Raw genomic sequence first — 14,818 nt, 5'->3', positions numbered from 1 at the left:
GAGAGACTGGGGGCAAAGAGCCATACCGGGCCCGGCGACCGTAGCCCCTGATTGGAGCTGGGAAAAAGATAACGGGGAACTCGGTGCCTACTTCGTCGTGCCTCACACCAGCCGCAGTCCCAAACGCCGCCGTAGGCGCATGTCGAACATATACGCGTTGACCGGAAACATCTTGAGCTGCTTGGGGACTCGCTCCTCCACCGCGCCGACCGCGTGCAGTAACCGGGCCAAACGGCGGTCGTCGGATTCGGTCCACGGCATCTCCATCTGCGTGCGGAGATTCGGCGGCAGCAACCCGGCGACCACCCAGCGGTGAAATCGCCCGAACGCCAGGCGGATCGGCGGCGGGAACATCTTCAGGTCCACCAGATCGTCGAAGTATGCGCGGATCGTCGGATCGATCCGGACCTCGGCGATCTGCCGGTTCCAGTAGGCGTCGAAGGCGGCGCGGTCGGCCGGCCACAGTGCCTGCGGCATCTGCAGGGTGGTCCCGAACCGGGCAGCGTGACGGTAGAAGGCCTCGGCCTCCTGCTCGGGCATCGGGCCGTGCATGCGCTCGTAGAGGTCGCGCGAACCCCAGTACAGGCAGGCCGCCACCCACAGCTGCAACGTCGGATCGAAGGCGTTGTACTTGACCGGGCTCTGTGCGGTGGAGCGGACCTGACGATGCTGCCAGTTCACGGCGGCGCGGTAGGCGGCGCGTTCGTCGTCGCTGCCCAGCATGGCCACGGCGAGGTAGGTCAGCGTGGTGCGGGTGCGTTTGACCGGATGCACCATCACCTTGCCGCTGTCGACGGTGCTCTCCACCACGCCGTAGCCGACGGGCGGAAGCGACAGCTGCATGATGACGTTGGCCGCGGCACCGAAGAAGGCGGCCGAACCGTCCAGGTGTGCCGCGACATCGTAGTCGGCGACCGGTTGCCCGGGCGACGTGCGAATGGACGTGGTCATCGTCGACCCCCATCTCCGCGTGAGAAGGCTGCACTTCGACAGTCTCACCACCTCAATGCGCTGTCAACGGCCGCGGGGCGACGAGACGAATTCGCAATCGGCCGCTCGGCCGGGGAGAGTGCCGGCAGTGCCGGATCGTCGAGCCGGATTGATAGGTTGGCGCGATGTCCTACGGTTCGCTGCCGCTGTTGCCCTCGCTGAATCCGGCCGCCGTGGCCGCCGGATACGACATTCCCGATGCGGTCACCATCGACGGTGAGACGCTCTCGCGCAGCGACCTGGTCGGCGCCGCGACCTCGGTGGCCGAACGCATCGCCGGCGCCGGCCGCGTCGCGATTCTCGCCCGCCCGACCGCCACCACCGTGCTGGGCATCCTCGGCTGCCTGATCGCGGGGGTCGCCGCCGTGCCGGTGCCGCCGGATGCCGGATCGGCCGAACTGGACCATATCCTCGCCGATTCCGGGGCGCGGGCCTGGCTCGGCGCGGCGCCGGACAACCCCACGCTGCCGGTGATTCCGGTGCGCAAACACGCCCGCTCCTGGCACAGCCATCCCGAACCGCCCGCGAACACAACGGCTTTCATCCTCTACACCTCCGGGACCACGGGTGCGCCCAAGGGTGTCGTGCTCAGTCGCGGCGCGATCGCCGCCGGTCTCGACGCCCTGTTCGAGGCGTGGGCGTGGACCTCGAAAGACACACTCGTGCACGGCCTTCCGCTGTTCCACGTGCACGGTCTGATCCTCGGCGTGCTCGGGCCGCTGCGAGTCGGCAGCCCCCTCGTGCACACCGGAAAACCCACGCCTGCCGCCTATGCGGCCGCGGCCGGCACCCTGTACTTCGGCGTGCCGACGGTGTGGTCGCGTATCGCCGAAGACCCGGATGCCGCAAAGGAATTGGCGAATGCCCGGTTGTTGATCTCCGGCAGCGCGCCGCTGCCGATTCCGGTCTTCGAACGGCTGCGTGAGCTCACCGGTCAGGCGCCGGTGGAGCGTTACGGCATGAGCGAAACCATGATCACGCTCTCCACTCGGGCCGACGGCGAGCGCCGGCCGGGCTGGGTCGGCCTGCCGGTGGCGGGCGTGCAGACCCGGTTGCGCGACGAGACGGGCGCGCCGGTTCCGCACGACGGCGAAAGTATCGGCGGACTGCAGGTGCGCGGGCCCATGCTGTTCGACGGCTATCTCAACCGGCCGGAGGCCACCGCCGACAGCTGGACCGAGGACGGCTGGTTCGTCACCGGCGATGTCGCCGCGATCGACGCCGAGGGATTCCATCGCATCGTCGGGCGCGAATCGGTGGATCTGATCAAATCCGGTGGCTATCGCGTCGGGGCCGGGGAGGTCGAAACCTGCCTGCTCGGTCACCCGAATGTGGCCGAGGTCGCGGTGGTCGGGATCGAGGACGCGGATCTGGGGCAGCGCATCCGGGCCTACGTCGTGCCGCGCGCGGACACCCCGATGTCGGAGCGGGAACTGATCGACTTCGTCGCCCAGCAGCTGTCGGCGCACAAACGGCCGCGCGAGGTGCTGATGGTGACCGAGTTGCCGCGCAATGCCATGGGCAAGGTGCAGAAGAAGCAGTTGCGCTGATCCGACGATCCGGTGCCGGGAACGTGGCGGGTTGACCTGTACCGCACTCGAGGTTCTAAGGTCGGCGCATGATCGCAACGCTGTCTGCAGCCCAGATCGAGTATCTGGCGGGCCAACGCCTGGGTCGGCTGGCCACCATCCGCCCGGACGGATCGCCGCAGAACAACCCGGTGGGTTTCCGCTACAACGAAGCCCTCGGCACCATCGATATCGCGGGCCACAACATGGGCGCCTCGCAGAAGTTCCGCAATCTCGCCAAGGAGGAGCGGGTCGCGTTCGTCGTCGACGATATCGCCTCGGTGAATCCGTGGCAGGTGCGCTGCCTCGAAATCCGTGGCGTGGCACAGGCTTTGCGAGATGTCGACACCTACCTCGACGGCGGCTCGCGGGAACTGATCCGCATCACCCCGCAGCGCGTGCTCGGCTTCGGCATCGACTAGGCCGGCACCGACTAGGCCCGGCACGAGACACGAAACGCCCCTTCCGCCGAGCGGGAAGGGGCGTTTCGCGTGAGATCAGTTGGCGTGCAGGGCGGCGTTGAGTTCGATGCCGGTGCCCTTGCGCGCGACCACCTCGACGCTGCCGGTCAGCGAGTTGCGGCGGAACAGCAGATTCGACTGGCCGGACAGTTCGGCCGCCTTGATCGTGCGGCCGTCCGGCAGCGCGACCTTGGTGCCCGCGGTGACGTAGAGGCCGGCCTCGACGACGCAATCGTCGCCCAGCGAAATACCCAGGCCCGCGTTCGCGCCGAGCAGGCAGCGCTCGCCGATCGAGATGACCTGCTTACCGCCACCGGACAGGGTGCCCATGATGGAGGCGCCGCCGCCCACATCGGAACCGTCGCCGACCACCACACCGGCGGAGATGCGGCCCTCGACCATGGAGGCGCCGAGGGTGCCGGCGTTGAAGTTCACGAAACCCTCGTGCATGACCGTGCTGCCCTCGGCCAGATGCGCGCCCAGCCGCACCCGGTCCGCGTCGGCGATGCGGACGCCGGCGGGCAGCACGTAGTCGACCATGCGGGGGAATTTGTCGACGCCGTAGACGGTGACCGGACCGCGGGCGCGCAACTTTCCGCGCACCAGCTCGAAGTCCTCGACCGCGCACGGGCCGTAATTGGTCCACACCACATTGGCCAGCAGGCCGAACTGCCCCTCCAGGCTGAGCCCGTGCGGGCGGACCAGCCGGTGCGAGAGCAGATGCAGGCGCAGATATTCGTCGTGGGTGTCGATCGGCGGCGCGGACAGGTCCGCGATCGTGGTGCGCACCGCGACGACCTCGACCCGGCGGGCCTCGTCGGGGCCGACCAGATCGGCGAAGCGCGCGTACTCCGGGTCGCTCGGGCTCAGCCGCGTGGTCTCGGACGTCTCGAACGTGCCCAGTTCCGGATACGGGTACCAGGTGTCGAGGACCGTCCCGTTCACGGTCACCGTCGCTAGGCCGGCTGCGGATGCTCCCTGTGTGCTCACGGCCCCTCAGCCTACTGGGTGCGGATCGCGAGGTGGCGGGCTCCCTGTGCCGCCAGGGCCGGAGCCGCTCGGCCCGGTCGTGAGACGTGCGAACAATTAGGCTGGTCCGGTGACCATCGATCTGCGCGCCGACCCGATCTCGATCACCGCGACCCTCGTCGACATCCCGAGCGTCTCCCGCGACGAGGCGGCGATCACCGACACCGTCGCCTGGGCCCTGCGTGAGCAGACCGAGGGCTTCGAGGTGCTGCGGCACGGCAACACCGTGCTGGCTCGCACGAATCGCGGGCTGCCGCACCGGGTGATCATGGCCGGTCACCTGGATACCGTGCCGATCGCCGACAACGTGCCGGGCCGGTTCGAGACGATCGACGGTGAGGAAGTGCTGTTCGGCTGCGGCAGCGTCGACATGAAATCCGGTGACGCGGTCTTCCTGCACCTGGCCGCGACCGTCGCCGACCCGGTCTGCGATCTGACCCTGATCTTCTACGACTGCGAGGAGATCGCCGCCGAATACAACGGTCTCGGCCGCATCGAACGCGAGCTGCCGGAATGGCTGGACGGCGATCTGGCCATCCTCGGCGAACCGTCGGGCGCGTGGATCGAGGCCGGCTGCCAGGGCACCCTGCGCGTCCGCCTCGGCCTCGGCGGCACCCGCGCCCATACCGCGCGAGCGTGGCTGGGCGACAACGCCATTCACAAGCTGGCGCCCGTCCTGCAGCGGCTGCGCGACTACGTGCCGCGCGAGGTGGACATCGACGGTTGCGTGTACCGCGAGGGGTTGTCCGCGGTGAAGGTGGAGGGCGGTGTGGCCGGCAATGTGGTGCCCGACGAGGCCGAGGTGCTGGTGAACTTCCGGTTCGCGCCCGATCGCACCCTCGACGAGGCGACCGAGCATGTGCGCGAGGTGTTCGACGGACTGGATGTGAGCTTCGAGCGGACCGACGGTGCGCCCGGCGCGTTGCCGGGTCTGTCGGCGCCGGCCGCGAAGAACCTGGTGGAACGCGTCCATTCCCACGGCGGTGGCGGGGTGCGCGCGAAATACGGCTGGACCGATGTGTCGCGATTCGCCGCTCGCGGCATTCCGGCGGTCAATTTCGGGCCCGGCGACCCCAACCTGGCGCACAAGGTGGACGAGCGCGTACCCACCCGCCAGATCACCGTCGTCACCGAGATCCTGCGCAACTACCTGACCGGTCACAAGGGCTGAACCGGTAGGTTCGGTCCCATGTCCACCGCGTCCGAGCCCGCACCGACCAGATCACCGAAGTCCACTCCGAAGTTCAGGGGCCCGATCATGTTGCGCCGGGCCCGCAAACAGGGCACCGGAACCACCGATCAGCATCTGCTCGACGGCCGCGGACCCACCGACTGGGTGCACACCGACCCATGGCGGGTGCTCCGGATCCAGAGCGAATTCGTGGAGGGTTTCGGCGCCCTCGCCGAAATACCCAGGGCCGTATCGGTTTTCGGTTCGGCGCGGACGCAGGTGGATACCCCCGAATACGAGGCGGCGCGGGCCATCGGCGCCGCGCTGGCCGAGGCCGGTTTCGCGGTGATCACCGGCGGCGGCCCCGGCGTGATGGAGGCGGCCAATCGCGGCGCCTGCGAGGCGGGCGGATACTCCGTGGGCCTCGGCATCGAACTGCCGATGGAACAGGGCCTCAACGAATGGGTCGACCTCGGTATCAACTTCCGCTACTTCTTCGCCCGCAAGACGATGTTCGTCAAGTATTCCCAGGCGTTCATCTGCCTGCCCGGCGGCTTCGGCACCCTGGACGAGCTGTTCGAGGCGCTCACACTGGTGCAGACCAACAAGATCACCCGCTTCCCGGTCATCCTGTTCGGCAGTCGATACTGGGCGGGGCTGGTCGACTGGCTGCGGGATTCGCCGGCCGGCTCGGGCAAGATCTCGCCCGGTGATCTGGGACTGCTGCACGTGACCGACAGTGTGGAGGAGCTGATCGACATCGTGCTGCAGGCCGCCGCGCGCCGCGGCGAGGAGTCCACGGGGACGGAGGACAAGTGGTGAACGGGCAGCCGTTCGCGGTGTGTGTCTACTGTTCGGCCAGCGCCACGGATCCGGACGCGCTGCGGCTGGCCGCCGAGGTGGGCAGTGAAATCGCCCGGCGCGGTTGGCAATTGGTCTCCGGCGGCGGGCATGTGTCGATGATGGGTGCGGTGGCGGTGGCCGCGCGCGCCGGGGGCGCTCGCACCACGGGCGTGATCCCGAAACGTCTGGTGCATCAGGAAGTCGCCGATGTGGACAGCGACGAGCTGATCGTCACCGACACCATGCGCGAACGCAAACAGATCATGGAGGATCGCGCCGACGCCTTCCTGACCCTGCCGGGCGGAATCGGCACGCTGGAGGAATTCTTCGAGGCGTGGACCGGCGGATATCTGGGACTGCACGGCAAGCCGTTGGTGGTGCTGGATCCGAACGGCCACTACCGCGGGCTGTTCGCGTGGCTGGACGAACTGAGCGCGGCCGGATTCATCGGACGGCCCGCACTGGATCGGATTACCGTGACCGCGGATGTGGCATCCGCATTCCGAGCCCTGACCGCGCCGCGCATCGGCACTGCCTGAGCGATTCGACACCGCTCGACCGGAACCCGTTGGAGGAGAATGTGAGCACCGAGGCCCGCAACACGATCAGTCTCTGGGATCTGGTGCGCAGGCTGCCCGCGATGGCGGTGGAAACGCCGGGCATGCTGCGCGGCGCCACCGGCATGCTCGTGCGCGCCGACGACAAATCCTCGGTCGGGCTGTACTTCCAGAAGGCGGCACGGCGGTATCCCAATCGGCCGTTCCTGCGCTTCGAGGGTCGCGAATACACCTACGGCGAGGCCAATACCGAGGTGAACTGCTTCGCGCAGGTGCTGGCGCAGCGCGGTGTGCGCCGCGGCGATGTGGTGGGCGTGCTGATGACCAACCGCCCCGACACGCTGTTCGTGGTACTGGCGACGGCGAAGCTGGGCGCGACCGTCGGACTGCTCAATCACAATCAGCGCGAACAGGTGCTCGCCCACAGCTTCGGTCTGCTCGACAGCGCGGTCAACGTGATCGGCGAGGAATGCGAGGACGCGGTGCGCTCGCTGCCCGAGCCGCCGCCGAATCTGCTGTATTCCGAGGAACTGCGGGAACTGGCCCGCGACGCCGATCCGGCGGACCCGGAGGTGTGCGCCGATATTCGTGCCCGGGAGCGTGCGTTCCTGATCTTCACCTCCGGCACGACGGGCTTGCCGAAGGCCAGCGTGATGACCCATCTGCGCTGGACGAAGAGTATGGCCGGGCTGGGCGGTCTGGGCATCCGCCTGCGTGGTGGCGACACCATGTACTGCTGCCTGCCGCTGTATCACAACAACGCGCTGACCGTCGCGCTCGGCGCGGTGCTCGGCTCGCGCGCGACGTTGGCGCTGGGACGCAAATTCTCGGTGTCGAACTTCTGGAGCGAGGTCATCGCGACCAGGTCGACGGCCTTCATCTACATCGGCGAGCTCTGCCGCTATCTGCTCAACCAGCCGGAATCGTCTCGCGAACACGAACATTCGGTGCGGCTGGCCGTCGGCAACGGCCTGCGCGCGGAGTTGTGGGACGAATTCCGGCGGCGCTTCCGCATCGGCCGGGTGGTGGAGTTCTACGGCGCGAGTGAGGGAAATATCGCCTTCATCAACGCCTTCGGCGTGGACCGCACCGCCGGATTCGGGCCGCTGCCCTACGCCGTGGTGGAATTCGACGAGGAGACCGGCAAGGCGCGGCGATACCCCGACGGGCGACTGCGCAAGGTTGCCTCCGGCGGTGTGGGCCTGCTGCTGGCGAAGGTCACCGACCGTTCCCCGTTCGACGGCTACACAGACAAGTCGGCGACCGAATCGAAGTTGGTGCGCAACGCATTCGACGAGGGCGACTGCTGGTTCGACACCGGAGATCTTGTGCGCGACCAGCATTGGCGCCACATCGCCTTCGTCGACCGCCTCGGCGACACCTTCCGCTGGAAGGGCGAGAACGTCGCGACCACCGAAGTCGAGGGCGCCTTCGACGGCGCGCCCGGTATCACCGAGGCGGTGGTGTACGGCGTGGACGTGCCCGGAGCCGACGGCAAGGCGGGGATGGCCGCGGTGACCCTCGCCGCCGGCGCCGCCTTCGACGGCTCCGGCCTGGCCGCTCAGCTCTACGACCGCCTGCCCGGATATGCGGTGCCGCTGTTCGTCCGCGTGGTGCCCGAACTGGAGACCACGTCGACCTTCAAGAGCCGCAAGGTGGACCTGCGCAAGCAGGGATTCACCCCGGACGATTCGACCGAGGTCTATGCGCTGAAGGGCCGCGACCAGGGATATGTGCCGTTCTACCCGAGCTATCCCGACGAGGTGGCGGCCGGTACCGCACCCCGAGGCTAGGTCGTGTCCGAGGGCGCCGACGGCCCGGCAATTAGACTCACCTCCATGAGTTCTGCGTCACCGCTGTCCACCCTGTGCGGTAAGCCGGTGGCGACGGATCGGGCGCTGGTGATGGCGATCGTCAACCGAACCCCCGATTCCTTCTACGACCGGGGCGCCACCTTCTCCGACGACGCCGCGATGGCCGCGGTGGCGCGCGCCGTGTCCGAGGGGGCGGATCTGGTCGACATCGGCGGGGTGAAGGCCGGGCCGGGCGACGAGGTCGACGCCGTGGCGGAGGCGCGGCGCGTGGTGCCGTTCGTGGCGGCCATCCGTGCCCGCTATCCGGACCTGTTGATCAGTGTGGACACCTGGCGCAGTGAGGTGGCGCGGGCGGCGGTGGCCGAGGGGGCGGATCTGATCAACGACACCTGGGCCGGGGCGGATCCGCAGCTCGCGGGCGTGGCCGCCGAACTGGGCGTGGGGATCGTGTGCAGCCACACCGGCGGCGCTCGGCCGCGCACCCGCCCGCATCGGGTCCGGTACGCCGACGTGGTGTCCGAGGTCACCGACACATTGGTGCGGGCCGCCGAGGCGGCGCGCGCGGCAGGGGTCGCGGCGGATGCGATTCTCATCGATCCGACCCACGATTTCGGGAAAAACACGTATCACGGGCTCGAACTGTTGCGGGCCGTGGACATTCTTGTAAATACCGGATGGCCGGTCTTGATGGCGCTGAGTAATAAGGATTTCATCGGAGAGACTCTTGGTGTCGGACTTTCCGAGCGATTGGAGGGGACATTGGCGGCAACCGCGTGGGCGGCCGCGGCCGGCGCCCGGGTCTTCCGAGTTCACGAGGTCGCCGCAACCCGGCGAGTAGTGGACATGATCGCGGCGATTCAGGGCATCCGGCCCCCCGCACGAACCTTGCGAGGTCTGGTATGACGTTCGATTGGACTGCCACGAATACGTGGGACCGACCACAGTGGGCGATCGACGAATTGGTCGACGCGAAGGACGGGCGCACCGTGTCGGTGGTGCTGCCCGCATTGAACGAGGAACGCACGGTCGCCGATGTGGTGGCCAGTATCCGGCCGCTGCTCGGCACGCTGGTCGACGAATTGGTGGTGCTGGATTCCGGGTCCGTGGACGCGACGGCCGAGCGGGCGCGGGCGGCCGGGGCGCAGGTGGTGACCCGCGAGCAGGCCGTGCCCGAACTGGAGCCGGTGCCCGGCAAGGGCGAGGTGCTGTGGCGCTCGCTGGCCGCGACCTCCGGCGACCTGGTGGCGTTCGTCGATTCGGATCTGATCGATCCCGATCCGATGTTCGTGCCGAAACTGCTGGGTCCGCTGCTGACCGTGGACGGTATGCATCTGGTGAAGGCCTACTACCGGCGGCCGCTGCGCCAGGGCGCGGCGGTGGAGCAGCACGGTGGTGGCCGGGTGACCGAACTGGTGGCGCGGCCGCTGCTGGCGGCGTTGCGTCCGGATCTGTCGAAGGTGTTGCAGCCCTTGGGCGGTGAGTACGCGGGAACGCGCGAGCTGTTGACCGCGGTGCCGTTCGCCCCGGGATACGGTGTGGAGATCGGTCTGCTGCTGGACACTTTCGACATGCTGGGCCTCTCGGCGATCGGCCAGGTGAATCTGGGCGTGCGCACGCATCGCAATCGTCCGCTGTCGGATCTGGGTGTCATGAGCCGGCAGATTCTCGGAACCGTGCTGGGACGCAGCGGAATTCGAGATTCGGGTGCGGCATTGACGCAATTCCCGCTGGTCGGTGAGGAATTCACGGCATTGACCACCGATGTGCATCTCGCGGATCGGCCGCCGATGAACACCCTGCGCCCCGAAGAGGTTGCCGCCTGAATCCGCTACGGGCCGAAACCCCGCCGGAGCGAAGCGGAGGCCGAGAACTCAGCGTTCGTGACGGTAGATCGGGGTCAACAGATCCACTTCGATCGGTTCGCCGGTGTGGCGGTCGTAGCGGACGCCGACCACCGTCGAGAAGGCGCGGGTGTCGGCGCGTTCGTGCAGAGTCGCCAGCCGTGTTCCGAGAAGCCGTATCGCGCCCAGCGATCCGGGCGGATGTAGTCCGTCGATGACGAGAATGGTTCCGTGGCCGTCGGGGCGGGGCAGGCGCGCCAGATAGGCGATGTCGTAGGGTTCGGTGCCGCCCGGCCGGTAGATCCGGCGGGCGGCCCGGTCCTCGATCGCGCGGCGGACCCGCCCGGCCCGAGCCAGGGTCCGACGCAGCCGCGGATCGGCCGACACCAGATAGCGCAGACTGGGCGACAATTCGGGCCCGCCGAGCACGATCAGGCCCTCGCGGTCGAGATTCAGGGGACGTCCGGGGAGGAATCGTTCGACCGTGACGGTGAATCCCAGCTGTCGCAACAGTTCTGCCAGCCGGTGCGGGGCGGCGGCATCCGGCGCGCCGATCAGCGGCGTGGCCCGTGTGACCGCGCGCAGGTCCGGGGTGAGCACGGTGAGTGGTCCGTGCCCGAAGAACAGGCCCTCCGGCACCGGGCCCTGGGTGCTGACCTGGTGAATCCGGGCGCGTGAAAGTCCTGCTGCCGCACCGATCCTGGCGAAGGTCCAGCCCTCGGCGTGCAACTCCCTGATCACCGCTCGGCGGATGCGGGTGAGCTCGTTGATGGTCTGCTGGGCCGCCGCGACCCCTTCGGTGGCAGCCTTGAGGCGTTCGACCTTGTCTTCGATCGCGAACACCCGTGCCACCTCGTCGGCTGACATGTGCGAAGTCTAGATAGCTCGACAGCCGGATGTGTCTAGTCCGGTTGACGAATCCGCCGCGGGGGCCGAATCCATCGAGCGCACCGGGCATTTGGGCCGGACCGGACGGTCCGTAATGGGTGCTATCAGTGCTTTTCGGTCAGGTGGCGTCGAAATCGATCGGCGGTTTTTCGTTGCGGTCGAGCGGTTTCGGCGGCTCGGGCACCGAATAGCTGGGTGCGGTCACAGAATTCGGCGAGCCGGTCTGTGAGGTGCCGGAATCGCCGGACGAGCCGTTGCCCGGATTGGCTGCCCCGAAGGTGCCGGTGAACAGCGAATCGTCACCGTCGAAGAGGTGCTTGGTGACCATCGACCGCGGCGTCATACCGCGCAGACCTTCGAGTGGTTTGCGCAGCTCGTTGAGCTCTTCGAGTGGTTTGCGCAGTTCGTCGAGCTCGGGTCCCAGATCGTTGCGCAGCTGGCTGGTGGCGCCGGAGGCGTAGTCGCGGACCTGACGCAGACTCTGCGCGGTCCAGCGAATCGCCCCCGGCAGCCGTTCCGGGCCGAGAATCACCAGCGCGGCGACCACCAGGATCACCATCTCGGGCCAGCCGATATTGAACATAAGACCAGGCTACTGGGGTGCTTGCGGGGCGTTCTTATCGGATTCCAGCGTCACCGGCACATCGACCTGACGGCCGTCGCGGATCAGTTGGAAATTCACCGTCTCGCCGATCTGGTGGGACTGGACGGCGACGGTGAGTTCGGCCGGTTCGGTGACCTGCCGATCACCCACCTTGACGATCACGTCGCCCTCGGCGATACCCGCCTTGGCGGCCGGGCTGTTGCCGACCACATCGGCCACCGCGGCGCCGCTCATGACGTCGTTCTCGACCTGCTTGGTCTTCGCGCTCACGCCGAGCCACGGGTGGTACATCACACCGTCGCGGATCAGCGTCTGCGACACCCGCTGCACCAGATCCACCGGAATCGCGAAGCCGAGGCCGACCGATCCGCCGCTCTCGCTGCGGATGGCGGTGTTGATCCCGATCAGCCGGCCCTCGCCGTCGACCAGGGCGCCGCCGGAGTTGCCGTGGTTGATCGCGGCATCGGTCTGCACGGCGTCGAAGGCGCCGGCGGTGTCGTCGCCGGCCTCCGGGCTCTCCTGGATCGCGCGATGCAACGCGCTGACGATGCCGGAGGTGACGGTCTTGCTCAGGCCCAGCGGTGAGCCGATGGCCAGCACGTCGTCACCGACCTGCACATCGCTCGACTTCCCGAGCCGGGCCACGGTGAGGTTCTTGACGTCGACCTTCAGGACCGCGAGGTCGGTCTTCGGGTCGCGGCCGACCAGCCGGGCCGGTGCCCTGGTGCCGTCGGAGAAGGTGGCCTGGATCTTGGCCCGCCCGCTTTTGTCCTGTGCCGCCATCGAGATGACGTGATTGTTGGTGACGATATAGCCGTTGCCGTCGATGACCACGCCCGAACCGAGGGCGCCGTTGTCGCCGACGGTCTCGCGGATCGAGACGACCGAGGGCAGTACCGCGTCGGCCACCTTGGCGACCTGACTGTGCGGTTTGTCGGTGTTGCTCTCCTGCTGCAGCGCGATCTTGCGCGAGGTCAGCGCCCCGGTGTTCTCGGCCGTGAACCGGCCCACCAGGCCGCCGAGCACGCCGATGATCAGGGCGACCACACCCAGGACGGCCAACGCCTTGGGCGCTACCCTGCCGCCGAACAGCACCTCGCGAGCGCCGAGTTTGGTACCCGGCGGCAGCGGCTGCGGGGCGGGGGTGTGGATGGCGGGATCACCGAGGCGGGCCGCGGCGGCGGGATCGCGCCAGGGATCGACCGGTGCGCCGCTATCGGGCGTGTCGGTTGCGGCGTCCGGATCGCGCTGCAGGCGCTCGTCCGAACCGGCGGGCCGGCCGAAGGCCTCGGCCAGCACCGCGTCCGGCGGGCGATTGACCAATTCGGGACTGTCGTGGCGCGGCGCGGACGCGGCCTGGGTATGCGATGCGAAGGATCCGGCCTGCCCCTCGGGGCGGCGGAAAGCGCGGGCGGTGTGTTTATCGATATCCGGGCGGTACACCGGGCGCGGCCCCAGCACGGGCGCGTCCGACGGCCTCAGGTTCCCCCTGGCCGCCGAATCCGATGAAGCGGACGGCGTCGATTCGGTGGTCACGTTCGCAAACTCTACTTGCGCCACCATCCCGTCCACCGCCTGCTCTCGAATCCCATTTCTCGATTCGAGGAGGAAGCGAAACGGAACGAATCCGCCCGCAGGCCGAGGAAACTCGCGCCGCGCGACATATCTTCGGTGCTACGTCCGGTCAGGTCGGCCAGCGGAATTCTGCTCAGCGTGTCCTGCAGGTCGGTCGGCGCGGAAATCTGCATTTGTGCCGCCCGGCGCAATGCCACCCGGGCCTGCTGCTGCGCCTCGACCTCGGCGGCGCATTCGGGGCAGCGGGACAGATGTTCGGCCGCGCGCAGATAGGCGTTCATTCTCAGCTCGCCGTCGACATATGCGACGACGGCCTCATTGGCCAGGTGTTCGGTGGGGGCGAAACGACCCTCGCCGGTCATACGGATGCACACCCTTCCGACGGACTACAGCTTCGCCGGGCACGGCCGCGGCGCTGCACCGCTGTTTACCCGACTTTCTCCTCAGCGGCGAACCGCTGCTGAGAACCATTATGCGCAAGGTATTCCCGCAGTGCCTGACGGCCGCGGTGGATCCGGCTGCGCACGGTACCCAACTTCACACCGAGGGTAGCGCCGATCTCCTCGTAGGACAGACCTTCGATATCGCACAGCACGACGGCCGCGCGGAATTCCGGCGCCAGCGCGTCGAGCGCCCGCTGCAGGTCCGGATCCAGCCGGGCATCGTGATAGACCTGCTCGGGCCCGGGACCTTCCGACGGCACCCGGTCGTAGTCCTCGGGCAGCGCCTCCATCCGGATGCGGTTGCGCCGGCGGACCATGTCGAGGAACAGATTCGTGGTGATCCGGTGCAGCCAGCCCTCGAACGTGCCGGGCTGGTAGTTCTGCAGCGAGCGGAAGACCCGGATGAACGTCTCCTGGGTCAGATCCTCGGCATCCTGCGGGTCACCGGTCAGGCGGTAGGCCAGCCGGTAGACCCGGTCGGCGTGCTCGCGGACCAGTTCGTCCCAGGTCGGCATCATGGTGCGGTCGCCGGTGGCGTCGAAGGCGGCGGTACCGCTGAGCGCGTCGTCGTCCGCGGCCTCGCCCGCGACGGATTCGGTATCGTCGAAGTCGGCGCCGTTCGCGACGACGGCCCGGGCTTCGGGACCGACTTCGGCTTCCGGACGAACTTCGACTTCGGTACGGACATCGCTACGAGCGGCAGCGGGCAGCTCGTAATCGGCCGAGACGCCGATCGGCAGACTCGACTCGGGCAGGGTGGCGTACTCGCGCGCCGCATCGACCTTGTGGATGGGGTGACCTCCTACTCGGGACCGTGGAAGGCGCACGACGACTGGTGGTCGTCGCGTACCGGGTACAACCCCGGACCCGAGTCCGGTGTTCCCGGGCGCCGTCCGGCGGTCGGCCGGCCCTTGCTTGGTCAATACTCTGGCGGTTCCCGATGTGCCGGTGGTATGGGGAGGCTGAGGGACACCTGAGAAAAACACCGGCCGTCGTAGCGCAACCGGACAGCCACGCCGTTAGCCTCATATTCG

The 14,818-nt window shown here is 68.1% G+C and carries 15 protein-coding genes; 8 read left to right on the top strand and 7 right to left on the bottom strand.

Annotation, left to right across the window (positions count from 1 at the left end; genetic code table 11):
• Positions 1 to 102 precede the first annotated feature (102 nt).
• Entirely contained in the window at positions 103 to 951 is an 849-nt protein-coding gene (locus tag A5789_RS08995; RefSeq protein ID WP_063012366.1) for an oxygenase MpaB family protein, read from the bottom strand.
• Between the two features lie 164 nt (positions 952 to 1,115).
• Here A5789_RS08995 and A5789_RS08990 point away from each other — a divergent pair, with 164 nt between their 5' ends.
• Both A5789_RS08990 and A5789_RS08985 read left to right on the top strand, forming a co-directional pair.
• Positions 1,116 to 2,540 carry an acyl-CoA synthetase gene (locus A5789_RS08990; protein ID WP_064902031.1) on the top strand — a complete coding sequence of 475 codons (1,425 nt, stop codon included), beginning with the start codon at positions 1,116 to 1,118 and terminating at the stop codon, positions 2,538 to 2,540.
• 68 nt (positions 2,541 to 2,608) lie between these two features.
• On the top strand, positions 2,609 to 2,980 hold the full coding sequence (locus A5789_RS08985) for a PPOX class F420-dependent oxidoreductase (protein WP_030514882.1): 372 nt from the start codon (positions 2,609 to 2,611) through the stop codon (positions 2,978 to 2,980).
• A gap of 75 nt (positions 2,981 to 3,055) precedes the next feature.
• Here the strand turns inward: A5789_RS08985 and dapD are convergent, their stop codons facing one another.
• The gene (gene dapD, locus A5789_RS08980) at positions 3,056 to 4,009 is read right to left on the bottom strand and encodes a 2,3,4,5-tetrahydropyridine-2,6-dicarboxylate N-succinyltransferase (RefSeq protein WP_064922994.1); all 954 of its coding nucleotides are present in this window, start codon (positions 4,007 to 4,009) and stop codon (positions 3,056 to 3,058) included.
• A 109-nt stretch (positions 4,010 to 4,118) separates the two neighbouring features.
• On the opposite strand from dapD, the gene dapE reads away from it, so the two are divergent.
• Genes dapE through A5789_RS08955 form a run of 6 tightly spaced genes read left to right on the top strand, consistent with a single transcriptional unit; the run spans position 4,119 to position 10,256 of the window.
• Positions 4,119 to 5,219, top strand: a complete 1,101-nt coding sequence (gene dapE / locus A5789_RS08975) for a succinyl-diaminopimelate desuccinylase (protein WP_063012362.1) — start codon at positions 4,119 to 4,121, stop codon at positions 5,217 to 5,219.
• 18 nt (positions 5,220 to 5,237) lie between these two features.
• On the top strand, positions 5,238 to 6,041 hold the full coding sequence (locus tag A5789_RS08970) for a TIGR00730 family Rossman fold protein (RefSeq protein ID WP_063012360.1): 804 nt from the start codon (positions 5,238 to 5,240) through the stop codon (positions 6,039 to 6,041).
• Positions 6,038 to 6,601, top strand: coding sequence for a TIGR00730 family Rossman fold protein (locus A5789_RS08965; RefSeq protein ID WP_104364295.1), 564 nt, complete (start codon positions 6,038 to 6,040; stop codon positions 6,599 to 6,601). The genes A5789_RS08970 and A5789_RS08965 overlap by 4 nt, the downstream gene beginning before the upstream one ends.
• Before the next feature lie 41 nt (positions 6,602 to 6,642).
• Positions 6,643 to 8,412: a long-chain-acyl-CoA synthetase gene (locus A5789_RS08960; RefSeq protein WP_082856868.1), complete on the top strand. Its 1,770-nt coding sequence runs from the start codon at positions 6,643 to 6,645 to the stop codon at positions 8,410 to 8,412.
• 45 nt (positions 8,413 to 8,457) lie between these two features.
• Entirely contained in the window at positions 8,458 to 9,336 is an 879-nt protein-coding gene (folP, locus tag A5789_RS35400; RefSeq protein ID WP_082856867.1) for a dihydropteroate synthase, read from the top strand.
• A complete protein-coding gene (locus A5789_RS08955) occupies positions 9,333 to 10,256 on the top strand; it encodes a glucosyl-3-phosphoglycerate synthase (RefSeq protein ID WP_082940569.1) in 924 nt (307 codons plus the stop codon). The genes folP and A5789_RS08955 overlap by 4 nt, the downstream gene beginning before the upstream one ends.
• Positions 10,257 to 10,304: 48 nt before the next feature.
• Here A5789_RS08955 and A5789_RS08950 read toward each other — a convergent pair whose 3' ends face one another.
• The 5 genes from A5789_RS08950 to sigE all read right to left on the bottom strand — a co-directional run bounded on the left by A5789_RS08950 (position 10,305) and on the right by sigE (position 14,611).
• Positions 10,305 to 11,141: a hypothetical protein gene (locus tag A5789_RS08950; RefSeq protein ID WP_030514890.1), complete on the bottom strand. Its 837-nt coding sequence runs from the start codon at positions 11,139 to 11,141 to the stop codon at positions 10,305 to 10,307.
• Positions 11,142 to 11,280: 139 nt separating this feature from the next.
• Complete coding sequence (tatB, locus tag A5789_RS08945; RefSeq protein ID WP_063012354.1) at positions 11,281 to 11,745, bottom strand: Sec-independent protein translocase protein TatB; 465 nt, start codon at positions 11,743 to 11,745, stop codon at positions 11,281 to 11,283.
• Between the two features lie 9 nt (positions 11,746 to 11,754).
• A complete protein-coding gene (locus tag A5789_RS08940; protein WP_064902050.1) occupies positions 11,755 to 13,329 on the bottom strand; it encodes a S1C family serine protease in 1,575 nt (524 codons plus the stop codon).
• Positions 13,314 to 13,703 (bottom strand): hypothetical protein, encoded by a 390-nt coding sequence (locus A5789_RS08935; RefSeq protein WP_030514893.1) that lies wholly within the window; start codon positions 13,701 to 13,703, stop codon positions 13,314 to 13,316. The genes A5789_RS08940 and A5789_RS08935 overlap by 16 nt, the downstream gene beginning before the upstream one ends.
• Positions 13,704 to 13,768: 65 nt before the next feature.
• On the bottom strand, positions 13,769 to 14,611 hold the full coding sequence (gene sigE, locus A5789_RS08930; protein WP_063012350.1) for an RNA polymerase sigma factor SigE: 843 nt from the start codon (positions 14,609 to 14,611) through the stop codon (positions 13,769 to 13,771).
• Positions 14,612 to 14,818 lie beyond the last annotated feature (207 nt).

The sequence above is a fragment of the Nocardia sp. 852002-51101_SCH5132738 genome (assembly GCF_001665695.1).
GTDB classification, from domain to species: Bacteria; Actinomycetota; Actinomycetes; order Mycobacteriales; family Mycobacteriaceae; genus Nocardia; species Nocardia nova.
Note: the sequence above shows the minus strand (reverse complement) of the source record. Positions and strands in the feature narration are given on the sequence as shown.

Bases quoted from the DNA above. Each gene is read 5' to 3' on its own strand.
- A5789_RS08955 (WP_082940569.1), top strand. From the start codon at position 9,333: ATGACGTTCGATTGGACTGCCACGAATACGTGGGACCGACCACAGTGG.
- A5789_RS08950 (WP_030514890.1), bottom strand. From the start codon at position 11,141: ATGTCAGCCGACGAGGTGGCACGGGTGTTCGCGATCGAAGACAAGGTC.
- folP (WP_082856867.1), top strand. From the start codon at position 8,458: ATGAGTTCTGCGTCACCGCTGTCCACCCTGTGCGGTAAGCCGGTGGCG.
- tatB (WP_063012354.1), bottom strand. From the start codon at position 11,745: ATGTTCAATATCGGCTGGCCCGAGATGGTGATCCTGGTGGTCGCCGCG.
- A5789_RS08970 (WP_063012360.1), top strand. From the start codon at position 5,238: ATGTCCACCGCGTCCGAGCCCGCACCGACCAGATCACCGAAGTCCACT.
- A5789_RS08935 (WP_030514893.1), bottom strand. From the start codon at position 13,703: ATGACCGGCGAGGGTCGTTTCGCCCCCACCGAACACCTGGCCAATGAG.
- A5789_RS08990 (WP_064902031.1), top strand. From the start codon at position 1,116: ATGTCCTACGGTTCGCTGCCGCTGTTGCCCTCGCTGAATCCGGCCGCC.
- A5789_RS08985 (WP_030514882.1), top strand. From the start codon at position 2,609: ATGATCGCAACGCTGTCTGCAGCCCAGATCGAGTATCTGGCGGGCCAA.
- A5789_RS08940 (WP_064902050.1), bottom strand. From the start codon at position 13,329: ATGGTGGCGCAAGTAGAGTTTGCGAACGTGACCACCGAATCGACGCCG.
- A5789_RS08995 (WP_063012366.1), bottom strand. From the start codon at position 951: ATGACCACGTCCATTCGCACGTCGCCCGGGCAACCGGTCGCCGACTAC.